General features: G+C 61.3%; 20 protein-coding genes. 8 read left to right on the forward strand and 12 right to left on the reverse strand.

The features are described from left to right. Nucleotides 1-19 precede the first annotated feature (19 nt). Nucleotides 20-2,071 (reverse strand): asparagine synthase (glutamine-hydrolyzing), encoded by a 2,052-nt coding sequence (asnB, locus tag CIT25_RS31990; RefSeq protein WP_245330092.1) that lies wholly within the window; start codon nt 2,069-2,071, stop codon nt 20-22. Between the two features lie 123 nt (nt 2,072-2,194). Further along, nucleotides 2,195-3,436 (reverse strand): glycoside hydrolase family 5 protein, encoded by a 1,242-nt coding sequence (locus CIT25_RS31995; RefSeq protein WP_095489081.1) that lies wholly within the window; start codon nt 3,434-3,436, stop codon nt 2,195-2,197. Between the two features lie 117 nt (nt 3,437-3,553). Here CIT25_RS31995 and CIT25_RS32000 point away from each other — a divergent pair, with 117 nt between their 5' ends. The 3 genes from CIT25_RS32000 to CIT25_RS32010 all read left to right on the forward strand — a co-directional run bounded on the left by CIT25_RS32000 (nt 3,554) and on the right by CIT25_RS32010 (nt 7,822). Continuing rightward, the gene (locus CIT25_RS32000; protein WP_095489082.1) at nt 3,554-5,461 is read left to right on the forward strand and encodes a heparinase II/III family protein; all 1,908 of its coding nucleotides are present in this window, start codon (nt 3,554-3,556) and stop codon (nt 5,459-5,461) included. 238 nt (nt 5,462-5,699) lie between these two features. Further along, on the forward strand, nt 5,700-6,695 hold the full coding sequence (locus CIT25_RS32005; protein WP_095489083.1) for a sterol desaturase family protein: 996 nt from the start codon (nt 5,700-5,702) through the stop codon (nt 6,693-6,695). After that, entirely contained in the window at nt 6,692-7,822 is a 1,131-nt protein-coding gene (locus CIT25_RS32010) for a GNAT family N-acetyltransferase (RefSeq protein ID WP_095489084.1), read from the forward strand. Before CIT25_RS32005 ends, CIT25_RS32010 begins: the two co-directional genes overlap by 4 nt. A 50-nt stretch (nt 7,823-7,872) precedes the next feature. Here CIT25_RS32010 and CIT25_RS32015 read toward each other — a convergent pair whose 3' ends face one another. The 6 genes from CIT25_RS32015 to coxB are packed head-to-tail and all read right to left on the reverse strand — an operon-like array spanning nt 7,873 to nt 14,880. After that, nucleotides 7,873-9,261, reverse strand: a complete 1,389-nt coding sequence (locus CIT25_RS32015; protein WP_095489085.1) for a PQQ-dependent sugar dehydrogenase — start codon at nt 9,259-9,261, stop codon at nt 7,873-7,875. A 35-nt stretch (nt 9,262-9,296) separates the two neighbouring features. Further along, a complete protein-coding gene (locus tag CIT25_RS32020; RefSeq protein WP_164759139.1) occupies nt 9,297-10,382 on the reverse strand; it encodes a c-type cytochrome in 1,086 nt (361 codons plus the stop codon). Then, nucleotides 10,382-11,005: a cytochrome c oxidase assembly protein gene (locus tag CIT25_RS32025; RefSeq protein WP_158302704.1), complete on the reverse strand. Its 624-nt coding sequence runs from the start codon at nt 11,003-11,005 to the stop codon at nt 10,382-10,384. The genes CIT25_RS32020 and CIT25_RS32025 overlap by 1 nt, the downstream gene beginning before the upstream one ends. After that, complete coding sequence (locus CIT25_RS32030) at nt 11,002-11,382, reverse strand: hypothetical protein (RefSeq protein ID WP_095489087.1); 381 nt, start codon at nt 11,380-11,382, stop codon at nt 11,002-11,004. The genes CIT25_RS32025 and CIT25_RS32030 overlap by 4 nt, the downstream gene beginning before the upstream one ends. Nucleotides 11,383-11,389: 7 nt before the next feature. Then, on the reverse strand, nt 11,390-13,906 hold the full coding sequence (ctaD, locus tag CIT25_RS32035; RefSeq protein ID WP_095489088.1) for a cytochrome c oxidase subunit I: 2,517 nt from the start codon (nt 13,904-13,906) through the stop codon (nt 11,390-11,392). After that, nucleotides 13,903-14,880, reverse strand: a complete 978-nt coding sequence (gene coxB, locus CIT25_RS32040; protein WP_095489089.1) for a cytochrome c oxidase subunit II — start codon at nt 14,878-14,880, stop codon at nt 13,903-13,905. The genes ctaD and coxB overlap by 4 nt, the downstream gene beginning before the upstream one ends. A gap of 173 nt (nt 14,881-15,053) precedes the next feature. Between coxB and CIT25_RS32045 the strand changes: the two genes are divergently transcribed. Continuing rightward, a complete protein-coding gene (locus CIT25_RS32045; RefSeq protein ID WP_095489250.1) occupies nt 15,054-15,491 on the forward strand; it encodes a DUF2267 domain-containing protein in 438 nt (145 codons plus the stop codon). 61 nt (nt 15,492-15,552) lie between these two features. Here the strand turns inward: CIT25_RS32045 and CIT25_RS37040 are convergent, their stop codons facing one another. Together CIT25_RS37040 and CIT25_RS32055 are read right to left on the reverse strand one after the other, a co-directional pair. Beyond that, a complete protein-coding gene (locus CIT25_RS37040; RefSeq protein ID WP_095489090.1) occupies nt 15,553-15,714 on the reverse strand; it encodes a hypothetical protein in 162 nt (53 codons plus the stop codon). A gap of 111 nt (nt 15,715-15,825) precedes the next feature. Then, on the reverse strand, nt 15,826-16,296 hold the full coding sequence (locus CIT25_RS32055; RefSeq protein WP_095489091.1) for a YbhB/YbcL family Raf kinase inhibitor-like protein: 471 nt from the start codon (nt 16,294-16,296) through the stop codon (nt 15,826-15,828). Nucleotides 16,297-16,551: 255 nt separating this feature from the next. Here CIT25_RS32055 and CIT25_RS32060 point away from each other — a divergent pair, with 255 nt between their 5' ends. The 4 genes from CIT25_RS32060 (at nt 16,552) to CIT25_RS32075 (ending at nt 22,567) form a co-directional block, all read left to right on the forward strand. After that, nucleotides 16,552-18,501 carry a PrkA family serine protein kinase gene (locus CIT25_RS32060; protein ID WP_095489092.1) on the forward strand — a complete coding sequence of 650 codons (1,950 nt, stop codon included), beginning with the start codon at nt 16,552-16,554 and terminating at the stop codon, nt 18,499-18,501. A gap of 19 nt (nt 18,502-18,520) precedes the next feature. Continuing rightward, entirely contained in the window at nt 18,521-19,828 is a 1,308-nt protein-coding gene (locus CIT25_RS32065; RefSeq protein WP_095489093.1) for a YeaH/YhbH family protein, read from the forward strand. Between the two features lie 10 nt (nt 19,829-19,838). Further along, a complete protein-coding gene (locus CIT25_RS32070) occupies nt 19,839-21,425 on the forward strand; it encodes a SpoVR family protein (RefSeq protein ID WP_095489094.1) in 1,587 nt (528 codons plus the stop codon). Between the two features lie 644 nt (nt 21,426-22,069). Next, nucleotides 22,070-22,567, forward strand: coding sequence for a DUF1772 domain-containing protein (locus CIT25_RS32075; RefSeq protein WP_095489095.1), 498 nt, complete (start codon nt 22,070-22,072; stop codon nt 22,565-22,567). A 21-nt stretch (nt 22,568-22,588) separates the two neighbouring features. On the opposite strand, the gene CIT25_RS32080 is transcribed toward CIT25_RS32075, so the two are convergent. Beyond that, nucleotides 22,589-22,795 carry a hypothetical protein gene (locus tag CIT25_RS32080; protein ID WP_027151394.1) on the reverse strand — a complete coding sequence of 69 codons (207 nt, stop codon included), beginning with the start codon at nt 22,793-22,795 and terminating at the stop codon, nt 22,589-22,591. 96 nt (nt 22,796-22,891) lie between these two features. Next, nucleotides 22,892-24,883 (reverse strand): protein-L-isoaspartate(D-aspartate) O-methyltransferase, encoded by a 1,992-nt coding sequence (locus CIT25_RS32085; RefSeq protein ID WP_095489096.1) that lies wholly within the window; start codon nt 24,881-24,883, stop codon nt 22,892-22,894. Nucleotides 24,884-25,040 lie beyond the last annotated feature (157 nt).

The raw sequence follows: 25,040 nt of genomic DNA on the forward strand, positions 1-25,040 counted from the left end.
GACATCGATCCCATTGGCGTCACTGCGGCGCTCCAAGCGCGAACTCGCGGTGGAATATCTCCAAATTCAACAGCGCCCATATCAGCTTTTCGTGGTCTGCCGCCCCCTTGGTGTGCTCCGAGACAATTTGATCAAGGTGTTTTGCGCTCAAATAGCTGCGAATGACGGACTGAGAGGAGCAAAGATGGTCGTGCACGTAGTTCCTCATCGAGCCGCGAAACCATTCGGCGACGGGCACCTTGAACCCGATCTTGCGGCGATTGAGAATTTCCTCAGGAAGCATGTTGGCCATACTGTTGCGCAAGATCAGCTTACCCTTCCGCCAACCCACCTTGTAGCGATCGGGCAATGTGCTGACGAACGCAACCAGATTGCGATCGAGGAATGGCATTCTTCCTTCGATTGAACCGGCCATCATCATCCGGTCGCCTCGTTCCAAGAGATTGTCGGGCAACCACGATGTCTGATCGAAAAACAGCGCGCGGCGAAGGTGGGACGCCGTCGCGCTTGAGGAGAACGGGAAGTTGTTGCGTCCACTGCGGCAATTGGCCGGCGCACCAATGAGGCGATGGTGTTCCCGTGCTGTCATGGCCCCAAACCAGGAGATCATCCGGGTGGCAAAGTCCCTTTCACCCGCGCTTCGGGCAAATGTATCGAACTTGGCCGTTGCGCCAGGCATCGCGCGTATCAAAGGGGCGAGGAGGTTGTTGTGGAGCAAGGCTGGAACCAGCGACCGGTAGATTCCAGCCAGTGATTCTGCGCGATGTTTGGGATACCCGCCGAGAATCTCGTCTGCCCCTTCCCCAGTGAGCACCATCTTGACGTCCTGCGAGGCCCGCTCCGACATCAGGTAAATTGGAATGTCCGAACTTTGTGAAACAGGCGCCCCCAAATGGCGAATCAACTTGGGCAGGTGGTCGATCAGGTCGTCCGCTTCAATGACCAGCTCGCAATGATCAGTCTTGAAATGATCGGCGACGCGTCGGGCGAATGGGAACTCACTGTAAGCCGGCTCGCTGAAACCGACCGAAAATGTACGAATGGGCTTGTCGCTGTGCTTGGTCATCAGGGCAACGATCGCCGACGAGTCGAGCCCTCCGGAGAGAAAGGCGCCAAAGGGTGCATCGCTGCGCATTCTAATCTCGACGGAATGGTCGAGCAGTTCCAGAAATCGTCGCTTGGCGGTTTCTTCGTCGATATCCTCGGTCAGATCGGTTTGATCTGGAGGCGTATAATAGCGCGTTTCCGTCACTGTCCCTTGCGACCAAACAGCATAGCTTCCGGGGTTGAGTTTGCGGATTTGTTTGAAAAGCGTGCGCGGTCCAGGCACATAACGCCAGCGCAGATACTCGTGGACAGCGTCCAAATCGAGCTGCTGCGCATCTGGCTGCGACGACAACAACGCATTGATCTCTGAGGCAAACGACAGCAATTTTCCGCTTTGCATGAGGTAAAGGGGCTTTTTGCCGAAGGGATCCCGGCCGAGGATCAATTCCTGCCTCTGAGCATCCCAGAGCGCGAAAGCGAACATGCCGCTCAATCGGTCAAACATGGACAAGTGCCACTGATCATAAGCTCTGAGCAGCACCTCAGTATCGGAGCGTGTTCGAAAATGATGACCGAGGCCGATCAGTTCCTGGCGCAGCTCGACATAGTTGTATATTTCGCCGTTGAAAATAATTCTGAGGCGGCCGTCGTCGACATGCATCGGCTGGTTAGAATCGGCATTTAGGTCAATAATCGCCAAGCGGCGATGCACCAATGCCAATTGGTTCTCGCCGGTGTTCAAGTCCAAGAACTCGGTACCTTCGGCATCGGGACCACGATGCCGCAATGCGTTAGACATTCTGGCGGCCCGATCTTGTGGATTCTCAACCCTCGGCCCTACCCAGCCGCCAATTCCACACATTTTCTTTCCCTTGGGCGAGCGCGTATTTGCGGCGCTATTTACGACGAATGTATTAAACACTTGGTTGCTGACAAACCGGATCGCGCGGAAAAAGGCCGCAAGGTGGTGCAGCTGAGCTTGATCGGTTCGATGAAGCTCTGCCCGTTCCGGATGAAGTGCCACCGGCGGTGCGGCCGGAGGCGGCAAGACGGTTTAACGAAGCCAGGCCGATCCCGATCCAGTGTGGCAGGGGTGAGGGTTGGCGTTGCCGCCCGGCTGGTTCACCCGCCAAGAGGGTAACGGCAGCTATGGCAGGCCCAGGGCCCGCAGCATCTCGGAGTCCGGGACCGCAGGCCCTTCCTGCCGGATGACGGTCATTCCATAGGGATTGGAGAATTCCCAGATAGACCATGGGATCGCAAAGCGTTCCGCCTGCTGGCGCACCGCCTTGAGGTAGCGCAGACGGTCAGCGTCGAACGCGCCCATGCGGCCGTCCGCGGACATGAGGATGACGCCGAACTCGCCCATGAAGAGCCGTCGGCTTGGAATGCCATGGGCCTCGGCCCAGTCGACCGCCTGACGGAAGCTCGCCTCGAGTTGGCTTGGGCCCCAATTCTGCTCGAAATATCGGGCGATTGCTTCACGCGCCGCGACCATGTTCATCACCTGCTCGACCGGGCTCAAGCCGGCAGCGTCCATCTGCGCCTTAAGGGTTTCGGTCACCACTTCAGGCGTGCTGCTGTCGGCCGGCCAGGGAAGGCCCGAGGCGAAGGTGTTTGTCCCGTCGGACCGCTGATGCGTGAAGCTGTGCGGCTCATACATGTGGAAGCTGTAGTAGAGGTTCGGATCGTCAAAGCCCGGGGTGAGATTGACCAGTCCGGCAATGCTGCCGCCACAGGCGCCCGTTGCGACGATGGTGAGCTCGCTGCTGACTGCGCGGATATCGCGGATGGTGCCTGCCATGATCCGCTGCCAGTCATCGCTCCCGCTCGAATCGCAGGGGTAGTAGGCCGGCTCGTTATAAGGCTCGATGGCTACCTTGTCGGTGCCGATTTTGACCAGCATGGTGGCGACCGCCACGACCATTTCGCGATAGCTGGCAACGCCCCCGCTGTCGGCACCGTCATAGATCATCTCCATGCTGTAGGCCGGAACCTGGGTGACGCCGTGCAGGTCGAAAACCACCTTGAGGCCGGCCGACGTGACCCGCTCGACCGCGGCGGCAAGTATGTCCAGCGCCTGCTGCCGTTTGGCGCCCTCGCTGGCAAGCAGAGGGCCGGGGTCGACACTCAGCCGGACGAAGTCGAAACCCATCGATCGAATGCTTGCAAACGCCTCGCCATCACGCCAGTTGGCGAGCGGCCTATCTCCGGCGCGCCACTCCTTCTCGCTGCGATAGGGCGGCCAACGGTAGGATCCATCATCCTCTATCGGCGACCAGTTGAGCCATCCATGCACGCCAACGCCGCGCTGGAGCGGGATCGGCGCAGCGTTGGCGGCCATCGCCATGCCGAGCACCCACGCTGCAACACACGCAATCCTTCTCATCGCCACTCTCCGTATCATGGTCGGAGATATTAACCGCAGGATCGGAAAAGGAGGATTGCCGTCGCGCGGCTTTTCGACAGCATGGTATATAAGAATCGAAACCTTGGCGGAGCGCGTATGAGAATCGGCTGGTACATCAACCGGTTGCGCAGCATGGAGCCGGCCGAGGTGTTGCACCGGCTGGGCGAGCAGCGTCGAAGGATCGCTTCGCGCCGCCGCGACGACGGCTGGGAGCGTTATGCTTCGTCCCCGTTGCATCCGGTGCTGCTTGGGTGGCGCGAAGCTGCGCTGGCTGCGACGCCGGCACAACGGCAAGCCATAGCGGCGGCGGCGCAAAAAACGCTTGAGGGCCAGTTTTCCGCACTCGGGCGGACATGGCCGCCGCGCGACCGCGATCGGCTGTTTCCTCCCGAGCTTTGGCGCCTTGATCCGGTAACCGGCAGGCTTTGGCCGGGTCCCGAAAGCCATACTTTCGATATCGATTTTCGCGACGGCGGCGGCCGTGGCGATGTGAAATATGTTTGGGAGATCAACCGGCTGCAGCAGTTGCCGCCACTTGCCGCCCACCTGCTTCTCGCCGGCGACGATGAGTCCCGAATGGCCATCGAGGCGGCGATCGACAGTTGGCATTCAGCCAACCCCCCGTTTCGGGGGGGTGGCTGGGCTTCCGGCATCGAAGTCGCGCTGCGAGCCATCAGCCTGATTGTCACCCTGGACCTCGTCGGCGACCGACTGGGCGCGGCGACACGGCAGCAAGTGGGTGAAATCCTGGCGGCAAGCGCCTATTGGCTGCCGCGGTTTCCCTCCCGGTTTTCCTCCGCCAACAACCATCTCGTCGCAGAACTGGCTGGCGAGTATCTGATCGGCCTGGCGTTGGGGACCGAGGCCGACGCTGCACGCGGAGCCCTCCTGGCCGAGACGCGCAAGCAGATTCTCGCCGATGGCGCCGGTGCCGAGCAGACCCCGACCTACGCCGCCTTCACGGCCGAACTCATCTTGCTGTGCGCCGCTGCGGCACGCCAGGGCGGGGCGCCGTTTCCCTCGCCCGTCGAAGCGCGTCTGGCCGCATTTGCCAATTTCGTCGGCTGGCTCCCGCCAGCCGCCGGCTTTGGCGACAACGACGAAGGTCGCGTGCTGACGCTCGGGGACGAGCCGGGCTATGTCCAATCCGTCGCCGCCGCCATCCATGGTTTTCTGCGGATGCCGGGCGACGCGTCGAAGCCAGACGATTTTCGTGCGCTTTTCCTTGGCACGCCGTCCGAACCGGCACCGGTTCCACACGGGCTGCAAACGTTCACGCAAGGCGGGCTCTCCGTCTGGCGCGGCGAGATGAATGGCCGCAGCATCGATCTGACATTCGACCACGGCCCGCTCGGCTATCTCTCGATCGCGGCTCACGGCCATGCCGACGCGCTGTCGCTCACCTTGTGCATCGATGGCGAGCCGGTGCTGGTCGACCCCGGCACCTGGCTCTACGGCTCGGGGGGCGTCTGGCGCGACTGGTTCCGCTCGACACCGGCGCACAACACACTGAATATCGAGGGCAAAAGCCAAAGCATTATCGCCGGGGAGTTTAACTGGTCGCACAAGGCGGTTGCGACATTGATGGACAGCGAGCCGGGAACCCACTGGAAGCTGCGCGCCCGGCATGACGGGTATAAAAGCCGCTTCGGCGTCGTCCACCAGCGCACCGTGACGCAACAGGCCGACGGCATTCTCGTGGCCGACCAACTGCTCGGCGGCAGGCGCGTGGCCGAGGTCGTCTTCCAACTTGCAGCCGGCCTCAGTGCCAACCAACAAGCAAACACGGTCACGGTATTGCGTGGCGATGAGCCGCTGATGGCCATCCGGTTTCCTGACGCTGGGGTCGAAATCCGCGCCGGCGGCGACGCACCGGGGCAGGGCGGCTGGGTTTCACCGTGTTTTGGCGCCAGGCAGCCAGCCGAACGCATCGCCTGGCGTGGCGAAGTGGGCGAAGACGGAATCAAGATCCACCTCGCGCCAATCTCCCCGTCGCAAAGATAGCGACCGGCGCCGCAGCAGAACGGCCTATCCGTTGTTCCGGCCGTATTCGAGATTAATTACGTTCGGACATTTAGCGTTTTGTTACGGTTGATCTGCTAGTTTGGCGCAAATCCGGCATGCTTTGCTCGTTGCAGCCGCAATAGCCGCCTGGTTGCAGGCAACATGCAGTGGGTTTGGCAAGCTTTTTGCTTCGCAATTCGCCGGATCGCCATCTCACGGCCCAGGAGCCACTGCACCGATGTTTTCTGAATTCGCCAGAGTGGTTGTGGAAAAGCTTTCGAACCTCAATCTGCTGACGCTCGGCCTGCTTTTTCTCACGGCACTGGGGAGCGCGGTGGTCGCTTACTGGCGAACTGTCGAGCATAAATCCTTCAGGGACTTTTTCGATTTCGCGTTCCCGGCGGAAGTCATTCTACACCCGTCGGCGCGAGCCGATGTCCTATTTTGGGTCACGAAACGGCTGATGATGCCTTTTCTGCTCATCCCTGCCGGCGTCACCTTCGTTGCTGCAGTTGGCTATGGGACACACCAGGCAATCGGCTGGCTGTTCGACATCCAGGCGCCGCTCATCGGCGGCCCGGCCGGACCGGTGACGATCGTCATCTTCACCGCAACCATGCTGATCGCCTACGATATCTCATACTATCTCTACCATGTCGCCCAGCACCACTTCCCGTTCCTGTGGGAATTGCACAAGGTGCATCATTCGGCCGAAGTGATGGTGGGAATCACCAAGGATCGGGTTCATCCGCTGGACGATCTGATGAATCGTATGTGGGATGGCGTCATCCCGGGGATCTGCTTCGGCATCTGGAGCCTGATCGCGCTCGATCCGGTGGAGATCGCTATCTTCGGCATCAACGTCTATGTCATCCGCAACATCCTGATGATGGACTTTGTTCGCCATACACACTTCAAGATTTCCTTCGGCCCGTTGAACAACATCATCTTGTGCCCGCACTGGCATCAGGTGCACCACAGCATCGACCCTCGCCACTATGACAAGAATTTTGGCCTGCTTTTTTCGTTCTGGGACCGCTTCTTCGGAACGCAGTTTGTCCCGGATCCGGATGAAGACCTCAAATTTGGCCTGATAGATCGCGATGTGCGCGACTATCAATCGCTCTTTGGGCTTTACATCCTGCCTCTCAAGAAGATGGGAGGGCATGTCGTCCGACTGTTCCACAGGCGTCCCGATGTCGTCGCACAGCCACAGGATCGTTCCCCTTCATGAACACCATTGTTTCGATTGACGCTTCGAGCGCAGAGCGCCTGGAAGTTGTCCGTTCGGCGGAACGCCTGGCTGCGGTCGAAGCCGATTGGATGCATCTTTGGCATCGCACCGATGCGCTGATCTTTCAGAGTCATGCCTGGGTTTCGGCATGGTGGAATACTGTAGCGGACCGTGACCAACGCGCGCTGCGGATCGGCCTGGTCTGGAACGGTGACAGGCTCGTTGCCATCGTTCCCCTGGCGATCGGCAAGCGCAAAGGCCTGCGGTTTCTTGAATGGGCGGCCAACAGCTATACCGATTACGGGGATATTCTCATTGCTCCGGAATGCTCATTATCGGCCCTGCAGGGCGTATGGGCCCAGATATGTGACGCCGGCGGCTTCGATCTTGCCTTTCTCAATCGTCTTTTGCCGGGTGCGGCGGCGCGCAAAATTTTTACTCCGGATGTCTCACGCGGCATCAGGCTTCGCCCCAATCACAGGGAGGAAGTCAGTTATCGCGTCGCCGGACCGTGGAAGAGCGGAGCGGCATGGTTCGAGGACCAGTCCAAAAAGACACGCCAGAACTATCGGCGAGGCATCAAGGCATTGGAAGAAACCGGGAAAGTGAAATTTCGCTTGCTTGCGCCCGATGAGCCGCTGCAGCCGGTATTGGAGCGGCTCGCTGCCCTGAAGCGCAGATGGCTGGTGCAGCACACGCGTGAATCCCAACTTTTCGAGGAGGGAACGCCAGTGCTCGCCGCACTCGTCGACGCGCTGGCGCGCGCCGGCTTGCTGCGCATTTTCGTGCTCGAATGCGATGGCGTGATGGTCGCGGTCTCCATCAACTTCGTCCAGCGCCAGGTCATGATGGCGTTTGTGACCACCTTCGATCCGGATTTCAGCCGAGCGTCGCCGGGCATAATCCTGATCATGGACTACATACAGTGGTCGATCGATCATGGCTTGGGCATGGTCGATTTCCTCTGTGGCGCAGAGTCGTTCAAGAACAAGTTCGCAACGCAGGGTGTTATCCTACAATCCGTTCTTGGGACGCGCACGGCGCAAGGCCAGCTCGCTTTTCTTGCCGATCGTATGCGTCAGACGGTCCGGCATGTACGCGGGCGCGGGGTGGTACCGACACCTTGATTTCGGCTTGATTGCGTCAGCCTCATCAGGTCGCCGGCAGCACGAACCGCTCAAAGTGCCGATTGTGCCTGCGATGGAACGACCCGCCAGACCTTATTGCCGACATCATCCGCCACAAGCAGGGCGCCGCGCCGGTCTATCGCCACCCCCACAGGACGGCCGAAAGCCTTGTCGTCCTGGCTCAGGAAGCCGGTGAGGATGTCTTGAGGCGGGCCAGAGGGCTTGCCACCGGTAAACGGCACGAAAATCACCTTGTAGCCGCTGCGCGGCTTGCGATTCCACGAGCCGTGTTGCCCGACGAAGGCGCCATTCCTGTATTGAGGACCGAACAGGTCGCCCGTGTTGAAGGTCAGTCCCAATGAAGCCGTGTGCGCCCCGAGCGCATAGTCCGGCTTGATCGCCTTGGCGACGAGGTCGGGCCGCTGCGGCTCGACGCGATCATCGACATGCTGGCCGTAGTAGCTGTAAGGCCAGCCGTAGAAGCCGCCATCCTTCACCGAGGTCATGTAGTCCGGCACGAGGTCGCTACCGATCTCGTCGCGCTCGTTGACGACGACCCAAAGCTCGCCGCTTTCCGGATTCCAGGACAGGCCGTTGGGATTGCGCAGCCCGGAGGCGAAGAGACGCGTCTGTTTCGAGGCGAGATCGATCTCCAGCACGGCGGCGCGGCTCTCCTCTTCCTCCAAGCCGTTCTCGCCGACATTGGAATTGGATCCGACCGTTGCATAGAGCTTCGTCCCGTCCTGCGAGGCGGTCACGTCCTTGGTCCAGTGGTGGTTCCTCCCCGCAGGCAGGTCGACGATCTTCTCCGCCGGTGCGGTGATCTCGGTCGCGCCCTCCTGGTAGGGAAAAGCCACAATTGCATTGGCATTGGCGACGTAGAGCTTGCCATTGAGCAGGGTCATGCCGAATGGCGAGAACAGCCCAGTGAGGAAGGCCGTTTTGGTTTCTGCCACCCCGTCGCCATCCTGATCGCGCAGCAGCGAGATGCGATTGGCGCTAGACGTTTCCGCGCCAGCCCGGCTCTGGAAGAGGTCTGTGAAGAAGTGGCGTATGCTGCGTATGCTATCTATGAGGAAGCCGCGTAAGCTGCGTGTGTTAAAGCCCTCGTCCGGCCTGGGCGGCGCATTGCTCTCCGCCACCAGCACGTCGCCGTTTGGCAGCACGTGCAGCCAGCGCGGATGGTCGAGCCCGCCGGCAAACTCGTTGACTGCAAATCCTTGGGCCGCTGTCGGCTTCGTGCCCTTCGGCCACGGCGCGGCCTTGGCGACATGGACGGTCGGCAGCCAGGTCAGATTGGGCTCCGGCAGAGTCGGGTTGGGGCCATAGCCCTCTGCGATCGGAACTGTCGCCTCTTCGCGGGACAGGAAGAAGACCGCTCCGCCGGCGACGACGAAAAGAACGATCAGCACGAGAACGGCGGTAAGCAACTTTTTCACCAGAACCTCGGAATGTCGAAAAAACGCAAACGCGCTTATCGCGTTCCGGTTGCGGACGGAGCGGCCGATAGCGAGAAATAGGCCGCAAGCGCGCGGATGTCGTCATCCGTCAGACCCTTCGCGGCATTGGCCATGAGATGGCCGAAGCGCGTTCCGCCACGCTTTCCGGCCCTGAACAGCCCAAGCTGCGCCGCGATGTAGCGCTCAGGCTGGCCGGCGAGGGAGGGATAGAACCGACTGCGGTCCTGTCTTCCATGGCAGCCGAGACAGGCGGGCACGCCGGCGTGCCTCATGCCTCTCTCGGCGATTTCCTTGCCGCGCCCGATGAGCGCGGGATCGCCCCCGCCGCTGGCGTGCGTCGTCGGCAGGGCGGCGAAATGCCTGGCCAGGTCCGGCCAGAACTGAGGCCCCGCCTCAATGGCGGGCAGGCTCATCATCCCGCTTGCCCGGCTTCCTTCGGCGTAGGCACGCAGGCTTTCAAGGAGATAGGCTTCGCTCTGCCCGGCGAGAACGGGTATCGCGGGACCGCGACCCCGTCCGTTCCCACCGTGGCAGCGGACGCAATCCGCGAGCGCCTGCGGCAGGGGCCCGGCATCGCCTTCGGGAGACGCTAGCGTTTCTCCAAAGGCGAGGTCACGATAGGTGGCTTCGTCCATCGACGGCAGCTCGCGCAGGAAGGCGACCATCGCCCAGACCTCGTCGTCGCGTTCCTGCGTCGGCCAGGCAGGCATGCCGGTGAAGCGCACGCCGTGCTTGACGATGCGGAAAAGCTGCGCGTCGGTCCATTCGCCGACGGACCCGGCAAGGTCGGGCGGCTGCGGCAGCATCCTCGTGACGACAGGAGATCGCGGCTCGCCCGGCGCACCGTGACAGATGGCGCAGCCGCGCGCGAAATGTCCGGCGGCCGGCTGGATCGCATGGCGCGGCAGAGTTTCCGGAACGTCGACCGCCAGCGCATAGGTGCGCACAGCCGATCGCATGGCGAAATGGAGAAACCATTCCGTGATCTTCCAGTGGCCGCTTGAGGCACCGACATTGAAAAAGCCGATCCAGGCCGCCAGCACCACGACGAAGGGCAGAATGGCCAGCGCTATGGCGAGCTTTTTCCAGCTGATATGCATCAGCCTGTCTCCCGCGACGGAGTGGCGAGCATGCGCGCGAAAAGCGTCAAGCCGCCGGCCAGATAGACCGCAGCACCAACCAGAAGCATGATCACGCCGCCAAGCTCCTGATCCTGCTGCGCGGAAAGCGCGACGCCGAAGCAGCTTACCTCGCCTGTCCCATAAAGCGGCCTTGGGGTCAGCGCCAGCAGCGCGCCGAGCAAGGTCATATGGATGGATGTGAGAAGCAGGGCGAAGGCTCCGGCGGCATTGCCTGTGGTGTCCGAGCCGCGGCGCGGCAGGCAGGCCAACCACAAGAACAGCCCGGCGGCGAGGAACGTGGCCTGCTCGATGGCGGTGGCCAACAGCGAGCTTTGAGCCAGCCCCCGCATGGCCGGCGCGTGCCAGGACCAGACAATGACAAGCTCGACGAGCGAGGCGAGGAGGGGTAGGGCGAATGTCCGGTTTGCATCTGGTGTTGGACCGAGCGGGATCCCAATCGCCATCAGCGGCGCGGCGATCGCTACCACTCCCATATGCGCCAGCATGTGCGCCGAAAACGAATCCCGCCAGGCGTCGAGCAGCGGCCCGAGCCAGACCAGGGCGAGGACGAAGAGGCCGAGGATGAGGCAAGCGCGTCTCACCGGATACACTCCGTCAGGAACAATGCGGGCATCGCGGTGAAGATCACGGCGATGAAGCTGAGACCCGAGAGCAGCAGCGTCGCAAATCCCTGGAACAGGGTCCGGTCCCGCCTCGTCGGATCGTCATGGGGCGGATCATCGGTGCCGAAGCCCCATTGCCGCCAGGCGAGCCATGCGGACAGCGCGATCAGTGAGAGGGCGATCACAGTGGCGGCGGCGATACCCGCGCGCACAGCGCTGAAACTCAGCCCGACAAGCTCGGGTTTAGCGCAATAGATCGCCGCGCCCAGGTAGCAGACGAGGAAATGCGCAGCCCAGACCACGGGCGCGGTAAACAGCGTCCAGAGTGTCTCGATCTGTTTCGGGATGAGCCGCATCGCCGCCTCACATCGCTGCCGGAAAGAGGCCGATGATGGTGAAGGTGATGACGGCGGTGACCAGCAGGAAATGCCAGTAGAGCACCACGTTGCCTAGATCCATGTCATGCTTCGGCGTCAGCCGGCCCGCCAGCGAGCGTGCCAGGCAATAGGCCTGCATGACCGTGCCGACCGCTCCATGGGCGAGCACCCAGAGCACGAGGATCCACACGATTGCGGGATAGACGTGGCGCGTCGGCTCCATGCCGGGAGACCACGGCCCGGCCAAACCTGCGGCGGACGCGCCGACGGTGGTTAGCAAGGACAGCACCAGCAAGCCGCGCATAGCGGCCGTGGCGCCGCGCCTGTTGAACGTGCGTGCCGCCACCATCAGGCCCCACGCTGCAGCAAACAGGATGGCAGCCACCAGCGACCAGACCGCATCAGGCCCGGCAATCCCCGCTGTGAAGTCGGCATGGATCGTCCAGTAGAAGAAATAGCCGAAGACAAGGCTGGCAAAGGCCGTGCCGTCGCCGACCATGGTGATGAACATCGCCCACCAGCCGACCGAATCGGGGCCGGAGGCATAAAGCGGCAGGCTGAGGCCGAGGCCGACATTCTTCTCCGGCTTCTCGGGGATTTCGCCAGTGCCCGTCCAGAGCCAGTAGATGACGGCGCAAAAGCAGATGATTGCGGCCAGCGCCGTCGCGATCCACCAGTGGAAGGTAAGCGCGATGAAGGCGGCCCCGAGCGAGAGGGCCGAGACGATGGTGACATAGGATGTGCCGCCGACGCGCAGCACCTGGATGGGTTCGGCATCGAGCACGGAGGTGACCAAGCCCTCGCGCCATCCCTCTTCCGCGTCGGGCAGGTAATAGCGGCCTTCATTGACCTTGCGGGCAAGGTCCTTTTGGTCCCACAGGGGATAGCGGCTGCGCACGATGGGTATCGAGCGGACGCCCCAATTCTCCTCCGGCTCGGAAATCCATTCCAGCGTGCCGGCGTTCCATGGGTTGAGTTCGCCGCGCGGCTGCCGGTGCTTCGGCCTGAGCACGTCGAGGACAACCACCAGGACGCCCGCTGCGAAGATGAAGGCTCCGGCCGTCGAGATCAGGTTCAGCCAGTCCCAGCCGATTTCGGTCGGATAGGTGAAGACGCGCCGGGGCATGCCGCGCAAGCCGCTCAGATGCATGGGGAAGAAGGCGATGTTGAAGCCGCAGAACATCAGCCAGAAGGCGAGCCGACCCAGACGGTCGGAAAGCTGCTTCGCGTCGATCAGCGGGTAATAGTAATAGAGCCCGGCCACGACCGGAAAAAGCATGCCGCCGATCAGCACATAATGCAGGTGCGCGACGACAAAATACGTGTCGTGCGCCTGCCAGTCGAAGGGTGCTAGCGCCACCATGACCCCCGTCAGCCCGCCGATGACGAAGATGGCCAATCCTCCGGCACCGAACAGCATCGGCGTCGAGAAGATCACCCGGCCGGCAAGCATGGTGGCGATGAAGACGAAGATCTGCACGCCGGTCGGGATCGCCACCGCCTCGGAGGCCGCCGAGAAGAAGGCCAGCGAGATCTGCGGCAGGCCTGTCGCAAACATGTGATGCACCCACAGGCCGAAGGAGAGGAACCCAGTTCCCACTGCCGCAAGCACGATCCAGGAATAACCGACGATCGGACGCTGGGAAAAAGTCGGCACGATCATCGCCATCAGCGCGATGGCCGGCAGGAAGATGATGTAGACCTCCGGATGGCCGAAGATCCAGAACAGATGCTGCCAGAGCAGTGGGTCGCCGCCGCGTGCCGCATCGAAGAACGGCCAATCGAACATCCGTTCCATCTCGAACAGGAGGTCGCCGGCGATCAGCGGCGGAAAGGCGAACAGGATCATTCCCGCCACGATCAGCAGGTACCAGGCGAAGAGCGGCATCAGGTTGATGCGCATGCCCGGCGCACGGCATTTCATGATGCCGACGATGAGCTCGACGGCGGCCGCGATCGAGGCGACTTCGATGAACGAAAGGCCTAGCAGCCAAATGTCGGCGCCGATGCCGGAGAACTCCTTGTCGGTGGCGAGCGGCGGATACATGAACCAGCCTGTCGACGGCGCAGCATTGAAGAAGATCGAGCCACAGACGAAGATACCGCCAAGGAAAAAGCTCCAAAAACTGAAGGCACCGAGGCGCGGGAACGGCATCTCGCGCGCGCCCAGCATCGGCGGCAGGAGGAAGATCGCGACCGCCTCGAAGATCGGCACCGCGAACAGGAACATCATCACCGTGCCGTGCAGGGTGAAGGCCTGGTTGAAGAACTCGGCCGACAGGAAGTCGTTGTCGGGCACGGCGAGTTGCAGGCGCATGAGCAGCGCGAGCGCGCCGGCGAACAGCATGAAGGCGAAGGCGGCCGAGCCGTACCAGAGGCCGATCTGGAAATTGTTCACCGAGGTCCAGTAGCGCCAGCCGGTCGGATTGGCCCACACGGTGCGCAGCCGCTCTTCCTGCGCCTTGTATTCTTCCCGCGAACGCTCCTTGACCGCAGCGCTCATTGCAGGCCTCTCAGCCAGGCTGCTATGGCGCGAACGTCGCCCGGCGGCAACATGTCGAAAGCCGGCATGCTGGAGCCGGGCTTGATCAGTTCGGGCCGGGCGATGAAGCGGGCGACGGCGTCTTCGGTGTTGGGCAAGATGCCAGCTCCGACGGTGACGCGGGATCCGAGATGCGAAAGATCCGGGCCGATCGTGCCGCGCGCATCTGTGCCCGCGACGAAATGGCAGGACCCGCAGCCATGACGCAGGAACAGCGCGCTGCCGCTCGCGCCTGCGCTTGGCGCAGGAATCGCCTGGGCGGCCAGCCAGGACCGGAATGCTTCGGGCTCCATCGCCACGGCCGAGAACGCCATCAGCGCGTGAGACGTGCCGCAATATTCGGCACAAGGTCCCCGGAAAACACCGGGTTTCGTGGCCTTGAGTGAAAGCCTGTTGATGCGGCCGGGGATCATGTCCATCTTGCCGCCGAGCGGTGGAATCCAGAAGGAATGGATCACATCGGCACTTTTCAGGGTCAATTCGACCCGCTCGCCGACCGGCAGCCTGATCTCGTTGGCAGAAGCGACCGGTGGCCCCTGAGATGGGTGATAGACAACTTCCCACCAGAACTGCCTGCCGGTGACCTCGATCCGCAGGGCGGCGGAGCTCGCCTGGGCGAAGGGCCGGAGGCCAGGCATCAGCCACAGTGCATAGGCGAGCAGGGCACAAAGCGTGACCGACGGGAAGACCACGCCGCCCCAAAGGATGATCCTGCTGGCGGACTTTTCGGCCAGCCTGCGGCGATTGAACAGGGCTGAATGAAGAAGCAGGCCGACCACGCCCAGCCAGATGAGCGCGCCGCCGCTTAGCATTACCCAGAACAGCACGGCTATCTGCTGCGCTTCCTCTCCCGCGGGCTCAAGTACCGACCGAGCGCCGGCATAGCCGCTCGCGAGCAAAAAAGACGCAGCGGACAGGCTGAAATATTGACCCATTTCCAACCCCTCCGCGGTAAACCGGCGAGATGGGCGGAAGGTTCCGGGCAATTGAGTTTTCGAACTAAAGCTGCATTCGCCGGGCAATTTTTCAACGACTGACGAAACAATTGCGCTCGATCCCCGTTTGCCCGTCGTGGGTATTGGGATTGCCCATGCTTAAGGAGGCGACGATGAGCGCAACCGGCCTGGAAGTTTTTGACAAAACCCTGCAAACAACACACATCTGGCTGGACGAGATCATGGCCGACCACGGGCCCGATAGGCGCGTTGCCTGGCATATGCTGGGCGCCGTTTTGCGCACTTTGCGAGACTGGCTGCAGATCGAACTGGCTGCCAATTTGGGAGCGGAGCTGCCGCTTCTCATACGCGGCGCCTACTATGATCGGTATCGGCCGCATAATCTGCCGACCAACAGCCGTTCATTGGAGGAATTCCTGCAGCGCGTGGCCGAGGAGATGAAATCCACTCGACCCGTGAATCCCGAGGATGCGACGAGATCTGTGTTCAAAGTTCTCGCTCGGCATGTCGACCTCGGCCAGTCGGCGAAAGTGCGAGACGCTTTGCCGAAACACATCCAGGCGCTTTGGCCCGAAAGCGTCGGAGTGTAGTGGCAGCAAAGACAAAGGTCGGGCTGCCGATGTGATCTTCAACTGGCTCCGCCCCAGCCGGTCAGTCCTTTTGCTCGCGATACAAGCGCTCGGTCGCCCGATCGCTTTCTCTGCGTTCTGCCGGACCGCGATCGCGCTGCGTGAGGAGTGCGTAGGCGATCAGGATCGCCAGCAATAGCGGGCCGCCGGCAACGACGATCAACCACATGCTGTTCTCGAACATGGAACATCTCCTTTCCCTCATTGTCGAGAAGGTGGAACCGTTCCTCCCTTCTGGTGCAGGGGCGGACAGCACGGTGTAGATATCTTCAACCGAATGACCTGTGCCGCCAATTCAACCGTTGCGTTCGTATGTCCCCACCAATTCTGCTTCCTCCAGGACATGTTTTTTGGCTTCTTGCCAGATGCGCTCCACGCCCGCGGACCCCGGAATCGCGAGGCTCGGCGTGTCGAGCGCGGCAAGTCGGAAATGGTAATGATGGATGCCGTGCCCGATCGGCGGTTCAGGACCGTCATAGTAAGCGTTGCCAAAGTCGTTTGTGGCTTGCCTGAGCGCTGCAGGACCAGGCTTGCCACTCTCAGCGTCGGGCAGTTCGCCGACGTCAGGCGGGATGTTGAACACTGCCCAGTGACCGAAGGTTCCGTTCGGCGCATCGGGATCCTGCAAGACGAGAACGAGGCTCTTCGCCTTATCCGGCACGCCCGACCATTTCAGCGGCGGGGACACGTTCTTTCCATCACGGGTATATCTTTCCGGAATTTTTCCACCCTCGGCAAAGGCGGAACTGCTGAGCGTAAGCGGCATGGTTCATTCCTCCAAAAAACGGCTTGTTCGTGGCGGGCTTGTGCTCGGCAAGCGCACTGATGGAGGAATGGACGTCCCTCGGAAACGTTCCATTGTGCGAACCATTGGCTGGCTGGTTTTCAGGCTTTGACGATATCTGTCTGGACCCCTAACATCTGGTCTCAGACTCACTACGTGTTGAGAGGGAACCACAAAGGCTTTCCGACAGTTGAATGAAGAGGCGACAGCAACCAGACCGGCCGGGGCGAGGATACCATGCGCGAGAACCACTCCGACGTCTTCGATCTGTTTTCGGAGATTTACACGAATGCGGCGCAGGAGGAGATAAGCATCCAGCAATATCTCCTCGCCTGCCGTGAGGATAAATCGATGTATGCCTCGGCGCCCGAACGGATGGTCGAGGCGATCGGCGAACCCACTCTGGTCGACACCAGCATGGATGAGCGGCTCGGCCGCATTTTCGCGAACAGGACAATCAAGGTGTACCCCTCCTTCGCCGAGTTTTATGGCATGGAGGACACGATCGAGCGTATCGCCGGCTATTTTCGCTACGCCTCTCAAGGGCTTGAGGAGCGCAAGCAGATTCTTTACCTGCTCGGCCCTGTCGGCGGCGGCAAGTCCTCGCTGGCCGAACGCCTGAAGAAGCTGATGGAGCAGCGTCCGATCTATACGCTGAAGGTCGGCGACCAGATCAGCCCGGTTTTCGAATCGCCGCTCGGGCTTTTCCATCCCGACCGCATGGCTGACCTTTTGGAGGACAAATACGGCATCGCGCGGCGCCGGTTGAACGGCTTGATCTCGCCGTGGGCGGCCAAGCGCCTCGATGAACTGTCCGGCGACATCTCCAAGTTCAGCGTCGTCAAGCTGATGCCTTCGCGGCTGCGCCAGATCGGCATCGCCAAGACCGAGCCAGGCGATGAAAACAACCAGGACGTTTCGGCCTTGGTCGGCAAGGTCGACATAAGACAACTCGAGCATTTCAGCCAATCCGATCCGGACGCCTATTCCTACAGCGGCGGCCTGAACCGGACCACGCAAGGGTTGCTTGAGTTCGTCGAGATGTTCAAGGCGCCGATCAAGGTCCTCCATCCGTTGCTGACCGCTACCCAGGAAGGCAGCTACAACGGCACGGAAAACTTCGGATCTTTCCCTTATCAGGGCATCGTCGTGGCCCATTCCAACGAATCGGAATGGCTGCAGTTCAAGAACAACAAGAACAATGAGGCGTTCCTCGACCGTATCCTGGTGGTCAAGGTGCCGTATTGCCTGCGGGTCACCGAAGAAAGGCAGATCTACGAAAAGCTGCTGCGCGAGAGCGAATTGGCCTCCAGCTCCTGCGCTCCGGAGGTGCTGGATATTCTCAGCCGCTTCACCGTATCGACGCGTCTGGCCGAGCACGACAATTCGCCGCTCTACACGAAGATGCGCGTTTATGACGGCGAAAACCTCAAGGACATAGATCCCAAGGCGAAGTCGGTTCAGGAATACCGCGATGCCGCTGGGGTCGACGAGGGCATGACCGGCGTCAGCACGCGCTTTGCTTTCAAGATCCTGTCGCAGACATTCAACTACGACACCAAGGAAGTGGCCGCCGATCCCGTGCATCTGATGTACATTCTGGAGGAGGCGATCAAGCGCGAGCAGTTCCCAAAGGAAACGGAAGCCGCCTATCTCGACTTCATAAAGTCCGAGCTCGCCCCGCGTTATGCCGAGTTCATCGGCCATGAGATCCAGAAGGCTTATCTGGAATCCTACAGCGAATACGGCCAGAACCTGTTCGACCGCTACATCGCCTACGCCGATGCCTGGATCGAGGATCAGGACTATAAAGACCCCGATACCGGCCAGATCCTCAATCGCGAGGTGCTGGACAACGAACTGTCGCAAGTCGAAAAGCCGGCCGGCATCGCCAATCCCAAGGATTTCCGCAACGAGGTCGTGAAGTTCACGTTGCGCGCGCGGGCAAGGAACCATGGCCGCAACCCGTCATGGACAAGCTATGAAAAGCTGCGCGAAGTCATCGAAAAGCGGATGTTCGGCCAGGTCGAGGATCTGCTCCCGGTGATCAGCTTCGGCTCCAAGCAGGACAGCGTGACGGAGAAGCGGCATACCGAGTTCGTGCATCGGATGGTCGGACGCGGCTACACCGAACGTCAGGTCCGCCGGCTGGTGGACTGGTACATGCGGGTGAACAAGGCGGGTTGAGTCCGGCCGGGATGGTTCCATGCCGATCTTCATCGATCGCCGACTGAACCCGAAGGACAAGAGCCTCGGCAACCGCCAGCGCTTCCTGAAACGTGCGCGCGAGGAGCTGAAGCGAAGCATCCGGGATCAGATCCGCACCGGCAAGATCGCGGATGTGGATGCCGAACATGCCGTCTCCATGCCAGCGAGGGGCACAGCCGAGCCGAGTTTCGGCGATGCGAAGGACAGCGGCAAGCGGCAGCACATCCTGCCGGGCAACAAGCATTTCGCCCCAGGCGACCGGGTCCCCAAGCCCGGCCAGGGCGGCGGCGGCTCGTCTCCCGGGAAAACGGTTTCGGAGGACGACTTTCGTTTCGTGCTCTCGCGCGAGGAGGTGCTCGATCTCTTTTTCGAGGATCTCGAACTTCCCGACATGGTCAAGCTCAATCTCAAGGAGATACTCGCTTTCAAGCCGCGCCGGGCTGGATTCGCCGCGACCGGTGCCCCAACCAACATCAATGTCGGGCGCACGATGCGAAACAGCCATGGTCGCCGGATTGCGCTCAGGCGTCCCAAGCAGGGGGAGCTTGATGCGATTGCGGAGGAACTCGCAATCCTGGAGGCAGAGCCAGCGAGCGCGGCGACACACCAGCGCATTACTGCGTTGCGGGAAGAGCTTGAGCGACTTGAGCGCCGCCGCAAGCGGATCGCCTATGTCGACCCGGTCGACATCCGCTTCAACCGTTTCGACTTCCGGCCCGTGCCGAATGCCAATGCGGTCATGTTCTGTCTCATGGACGTATCCGGCTCGATGGGCGAGCGCGAGAAGGATTTGGCCAAACGCTTCTTCGTGCTGCTGCACCTGTTCCTGAAACGGCGCTACGATCGCACCGAAATCGTCTTCATCCGCCATACGCACGAGGCGCAGGAGGTGGATGAGGAAACCTTCTTCTACAATACGCAAAGCGGCGGCACGGTCGTTTCCACGGCCCTCGAAGAGATGCACCGCATCATCCAGCAGCGCTATCCCAGCAACGAGTGGAACATCTATGCCGCCCAGGCATCGGATGGCGACAATTTCGTGACCGATTCCGAGCGCTGCATAGGCCTCATGGACAGCCAGATCATGCGCCTGTGCCAGTATTTCGCCTATGTCGAGATCATCGACGAACGCGAGAGCCATATTTTCGGCACCACCGACAATGGAACCTCGCTCTGGCGCGCCTACAATGCTGTCAACCAGAGATGGCCGAATTTCCAGATGAGCCGTATCGCCAACGCAGCCGACATCTATCCGGTCTTTCGCCAGCTCTTTGCCAGGCAGCCGGCCTTCCAGAAGAGCGCTTGAGGGAGAGCCGATGGCGAACCAGACCAGCAAATCCGGCCAAACCAGCAAATCCGGCCAAGCCAGCAAATCAGGTTTGCTCTTTTCCGGATCCGACTGGGATTTCAAGACATTGTCGCGCGCCTACGAAGCGATCGAGGCGCTCGCGATCGAAGAGCTTCACCTCGACGTCTACCCGGTGCAGATGGAGATCATCTCCTCCCAGCAGATGCTCGACGCCTATTCCTCGGTCGGCATGCCGCTGATGTATCGCCATTGGTCCTTCGGCAAGCATTTCCTCTACCAGGAATTGCTCTATCGCAAAGGCGGGCGGGGGCTCGCCTATGAACTGGTCATCAATTCCAATCCTTGCATCGTCTACCTGATGGAGGAAAACACCATGGCCCTGCAGGCCCTGGTGACAGCTCATGCAGCGCTTGGCCATAATCATTTCTTCAAGAACAATCATCTGTTCCGGCAGTGGACGGACGCCAGCGCGATCCTGAGTTATCTGGACTTCGCCAAGGGTTATATCACCCGTTGCGAGGAGCGGCACGGCGTGGCCGCGGTGGAGGCGATCCTCGACTCGGCCCACGCGCTGATGGAGCAGGGCGTGTTCAGATACCATCGGCCGCCGAAGCTGTCGTCGGAGCGGCAGCGCGAAGGCGTTCGCGAGCGCCTGGAGTACGAAGAGCGGTCCTACAATGACCTGTGGCGCACGCTCCCGCGTTCGAAGGACGGAGACAATGTTGGGGAAAAGGATCCCGGCATGGCGGAGCGGAAGAAAACGCTCAACCTGCCCGAGGAGAACCTGCTCTACTTCCTGGAAAAAAACAGCCTGGTCCTGGAGCCTTGGCAACGTGAAATCATCAGGATCGTCCGCGTCGTCGCGCAATATTTTTATCCGCAGCGGCAGACGCAGGTGATGAACGAAGGTTGTGCCACGTTTGTGCACTACACACTCATGAACACGCTGTTCGATCGCGGCCTGATCACCGAAGGCGCGATGCTGGAAATCCTGCGCAACCATTCGAACGTGATTTTCCAGCCGGGCTTCGACGATCCGCGGTTTTCCGGCATCAATCCTTATGCCTTGGGCCTGGACATGATGCAGGACATCCAGCGCATATCGACTGAGCCGACCGCCGAGGATCGTGACTGGTTCCCCGATATAGCCGGCAACGGCAATTGGCGCGAAACCCTGCTCGACGCGTGGGCGAACCATCGCGACGAATCTTTCATCCGCCAGTATCTGAGCCCCGCCCTGATGCGGAAATGGCGGTTCTTTATCCTTGCCGATGCCGCCAGCGAACCGCATTACGAAGTCGCGTCGATACACAATGAGCGTGGCTACGAAAAGATACGCGCCGGGCTCGCCCACAGCTACGACATCGGCGCCAGCCGGCCGGATATCCAGGTGGTGGATGTGGACCTGCTCGGCGACCGACAGTTGCGACTGGAGCACAAGGTGAAGAACGGCATCGTGCTGGAGGAGGCCAGCCGCGACGCGACACTGCGCCATATCCGTCGCCTGTGGGGCTATGAGGTCAGCCTGGCGGCGATCGATGCGCAAACGGGTGGGACGCTCAACGAGCGTTCGACCAGCCAAATCGGGGAATGATCAACCGGACGGCCGGCGACGGCGTCGGTCTACAGCCAATCGCTGCGGGGCCGCGCTGTTTCGCCATGCGTCAGCCCAGCCTCTCGTGATCAGGCTTGCTGTGGGTCCGATGCTCTGGCCGTAGGACCCGGGAAGGTCGGTTCCGTGGGAATCTCGGGTGGTGTATCGGGAGGAATTTCGACGGGCTGCCTTTCCGGGCTGGGAACGGGATCAGGCGAAGGCGGAGGAACGCCCGGAGGCTCATTCGGCGGAGTTTCCGGCGGAGCAGGCGGCCGGGCAGGCTCAGGATTGGGATTATCCGGTATTGGAACGGGATTGTTCGGATCAGGATCAGGATCGGTCATGGCCGTTTCCTTGAGGAGGATCACCCTGGGATGTTCCTGAGGAACACCCTGGGATGTTCCTTGAGGAGGATCACCCTGGGATGACAACCATCGCGCCTGACGATGGTTCCCTGCCGTCACAGGCGTGGCCATTTGGAAGGCCGATGGCACGGACGCGCCGTCCGAATGACAATTTCGGCGGAGCTCAATGCCAGCGGCGCTGGAAAATGGGGCCGCGCCTCCACCTTCGTCACCTTTACCGGGTCGGGGAGCACTCTATGTACGCTGCTTATTGCGAGGCACGGATCAGGGAGCAGCAGCATGCGCGCGTTCATGATTGTCACCCTTCTTCTGGTCGCAATCACGATGGCGCTCTCGCTCGCGCACGCGTTGGAGTTGCCCGGCAAGTTGCGCCTCAAGGAGGCCACTTACAAATCTGTGCAGGCGATCTACTATCCCGGCTTCACTATCGGCGGGTTCGCCGAGATCGGCGGCATCATTGCGCTCGCCATCCTGCTCTACCTGACGCCTTATCCAGGCGCTCGATTCTGGTGGACCTTGACGGCCCTTGTCTTCTTGGTGGCGGAACATGCGACCTATTGGTTGGTCACCCATCCCGTCAACAATTTCTGGGTGCAAGATGTCGCTGTGTCGAAGCCAGCCGCGACGTTTTTTTCATTGCTCCCTCGGAAGCAAAGCCGCGACTGGAGAGACTTGCGCGACGTTTGGGAAGCCTCGCACGTCGCCAGGGCAGGCCTTGCGATGCTGAGCCTGATCTCAATTGCTGTCGCCGCGACATTTTTTGCTGGGAGTGAATAACGCGGAGGATGCGCAGCGACGCTACTTGTTCGTCCGCATCTTCTGCCTTGGATTGATCCCGCCAAGGGCATTCGTGTCGTTCTCGACGTCGCCTTCGATCGTGTTTTCGCCTTCGAGCACGAGTTCGTCGCCTTCCTTGATCGTGCCCTTGGAGGTCCCGATACCGGGATTGTTCCTCAGATCGGCATCGCTCGGCTTTTTCCATTTTGGATGTTTGGTTCCGCTCATGGCACAACTCCTTCGAAAAGGGTCCTGTTCTAGAAACAGCAGGGCGCGATGAATGTTCCGCCGAAACGCACCTTGATGCGGCTCTGCCGTGAGGCGCTAAAGCCCGAACGGATAGGTGTCGGGAACGCCCGTTCCGACATGCTCCGGCCCAAGCGGCGTCACCGCGGCGGTCTCGTCAAACCAGACGAACGCGTCAAATTGCTGGGAAAGAGAGGCATCCGCATAGTGGCTGCGCAGCTCGGTCTCCGGCCGATAGATCACGCCGATGAAGCGCTCCAGCCGACGCTCCAGAAGCCGTTCGCGCAGCGTGTCGTCGCGCTTGATGTCGAGCAGGAAACGCGAGACGCCGCAGTCGTGGCAAAGCCGCTCGTAGCTATCGCTATGGGAAGGCCGCACCCGCTTGATTTCCATCTCGCCGTCCCAGTCGGAGGCCGCGGCCACTGTCCCGGAATGCGTGCCGAGCCCGATCAAGGCTGCCCCGTCGCCGAAACGCTGGCGGCAGAGCTGGCCTATGTTCACTTCGTCCCTGACAATTCCCATCTCGGTATAGCGGGCGTCGCCAATATGGGAATTATGCGCCCACACGACCGCCTTGGCGTTCGGCCCGCGAGCTTCCAGCAGATGCTCGAGCGTCTCGAACATGTGGGTGTCGCGCAGGTTCCAGGACTGCGCGCCGCCATAGTACATGATCCGATAGTAGCGTTCTGCGGAAGCGATCAGCCGGGCATTCTGGGTGGCATCCAGAAAATCGACGCCGTCCTGCTGCGCATAGTCGAGCTGTTTGGCAAGCAGTTCGCGGCATTGTTCAAGCACCGCCTTCTCGCATTTCTCGTAACCCGATGTGAGCGCGACACGGCCATAGGTGGATGGCTCGTTTTGCCAAGGCGTCAGGCAGCCATAGCGTTCACGTGCGATCTTTGCCGCCTGCGGATCGACCCGGTCGAGATATTGCAGAACCGCGGCGATCGATCCGCTCATGTTGTAGATGTCGAGGCCATAGAACCCCGCCAGTCGGGACGATATCCTGATCCTTTCATTGTGTTGTCGCATCCAGTCGACGAACGCCGCAACGTCCGTGTTGCGCCACATCCAGGTGGGAAACCGCTGGAACGGCGGATCGGCGTCAGCGCGTGACGACCGGTGGCGGACGTAGCGATCGATCGCCGCTGCATCAGGCCAGTCGGCCTCGACTGCGACGATGGTGAAGCCGTGTTTCTCGATCAGCCTGCGAGTGATCGCCGCGCGGGCTCGGTAGAACTCCGACGTGCCGTGGCTCGCTTCACCGAGCAGGACGACGCGCCTGTCGCCAAACCGGTCGAACAATTCGCCGAACGCCGGATCGTCGAAATCCGGCAGCGGTTCGGCCGCCGCCGCGATCATCTCCGGCAGGCTGCGCGTGCGCGCGCGTCCGGACGGACGATCCGCGATGCGGCTGCCATTCTCGGGCCAGCCCTGCTCGCCGATGAGCGGGACAAACCGCACGCCGCCGAAATCCTCTTCGCTGTAAGTTGCAGCGCCGGTTCGGGTGACCTTGAGAAGGCGCTGATCATGCGGTTCGTCGCCGACCGGGATGACGAGCCTGCCGCCGACGTCGAGCTGCTCCTGAAGCGCAAGCGGCGCACCGGGTCCGCCGGCTGCGACCAGAATGGCGTCGAAGGGCGCTGCGTCGGGCCAGCCTTTGGTGCCATCGCCGGTGCGAACTTCGATATTATCATAGCCAAGCTCTTCGAACCGCTGCCTCGCCGTTTCGGCCAATCCAGCGTGGCGTTCGATCGTGTAAACGCGTTCGACGATCCGGCTCATCACGGCAGCCGCGTACCCGGAGCCGGTGCCAACCTCCAGGACATGGTCGCCCGGTCCGATCTCCGCCATCTCGATCATCAATGCGACGATGTAGGGCTGCGATATCGTCTGGCCCTCCGCAATCGGCAGCGGCCCATCCTCGTAGGCGAATTCTTCAAAGCCGGGTGCGACGAAAGCCTCGCGCGGAACCTCACGCATCGCTTCCAGCACCTCGTGGTCATGGATGCCACGGCGACTGAGATGGACTTCGACCATTCGGTTGCGTGCATCGGGAAGATCGAGCATCTTTTGCTCCTCTTGCCAGTTGGCGGCCCTCCGGCCCGATTGTGCCCCCCAATCGTGCCCAACGGCGACAATCCCTCCAGTGCGCGCCCGGCCTCGGCAGCGCTTGATCTCATTTCCTGCGGCTCGTCTCCTTAACCGTTGGCGAGCTTCCAGGTTC

Source organism: Mesorhizobium mediterraneum (genome assembly GCF_002284565.1).
GTDB classification, from domain to species: Bacteria; Pseudomonadota; Alphaproteobacteria; order Rhizobiales; family Rhizobiaceae; genus Mesorhizobium; species Mesorhizobium mediterraneum.

Bases quoted from the DNA above. Each gene is read 5' to 3' on its own strand.
- CIT25_RS32075 (WP_095489095.1), top strand. From the start codon at position 22,070: ATGCGCGCGTTCATGATTGTCACCCTTCTTCTGGTCGCAATCACGATG.
- CIT25_RS32070 (WP_095489094.1), top strand. From the start codon at position 19,839: ATGGCGAACCAGACCAGCAAATCCGGCCAAACCAGCAAATCCGGCCAA.
- CIT25_RS32030 (WP_095489087.1), bottom strand. From the start codon at position 11,382: ATGCGGCTCATCCCGAAACAGATCGAGACACTCTGGACGCTGTTTACC.
- CIT25_RS32055 (WP_095489091.1), bottom strand. From the start codon at position 16,296: ATGCCGCTTACGCTCAGCAGTTCCGCCTTTGCCGAGGGTGGAAAAATT.
- CIT25_RS31995 (WP_095489081.1), bottom strand. From the start codon at position 3,436: ATGAGAAGGATTGCGTGTGTTGCAGCGTGGGTGCTCGGCATGGCGATG.
- CIT25_RS32020 (WP_164759139.1), bottom strand. From the start codon at position 10,382: ATGCATATCAGCTGGAAAAAGCTCGCCATAGCGCTGGCCATTCTGCCC.
- CIT25_RS32005 (WP_095489083.1), top strand. From the start codon at position 5,700: ATGTTTTCTGAATTCGCCAGAGTGGTTGTGGAAAAGCTTTCGAACCTC.
- CIT25_RS32085 (WP_095489096.1), bottom strand. From the start codon at position 24,883: ATGCTCGATCTTCCCGATGCACGCAACCGAATGGTCGAAGTCCATCTC.
- coxB (WP_095489089.1), bottom strand. From the start codon at position 14,880: ATGGGTCAATATTTCAGCCTGTCCGCTGCGTCTTTTTTGCTCGCGAGC.
- CIT25_RS32060 (WP_095489092.1), top strand. From the start codon at position 16,552: ATGCGCGAGAACCACTCCGACGTCTTCGATCTGTTTTCGGAGATTTAC.
- CIT25_RS37040 (WP_095489090.1), bottom strand. From the start codon at position 15,714: ATGTTCGAGAACAGCATGTGGTTGATCGTCGTTGCCGGCGGCCCGCTA.
- CIT25_RS32000 (WP_095489082.1), top strand. From the start codon at position 3,554: ATGAGAATCGGCTGGTACATCAACCGGTTGCGCAGCATGGAGCCGGCC.
- ctaD (WP_095489088.1), bottom strand. From the start codon at position 13,906: ATGAGCGCTGCGGTCAAGGAGCGTTCGCGGGAAGAATACAAGGCGCAG.
- CIT25_RS32065 (WP_095489093.1), top strand. From the start codon at position 18,521: ATGCCGATCTTCATCGATCGCCGACTGAACCCGAAGGACAAGAGCCTC.
- CIT25_RS32010 (WP_095489084.1), top strand. From the start codon at position 6,692: ATGAACACCATTGTTTCGATTGACGCTTCGAGCGCAGAGCGCCTGGAA.
- CIT25_RS32045 (WP_095489250.1), top strand. From the start codon at position 15,054: ATGAGCGCAACCGGCCTGGAAGTTTTTGACAAAACCCTGCAAACAACA.
- CIT25_RS32080 (WP_027151394.1), bottom strand. From the start codon at position 22,795: ATGAGCGGAACCAAACATCCAAAATGGAAAAAGCCGAGCGATGCCGAT.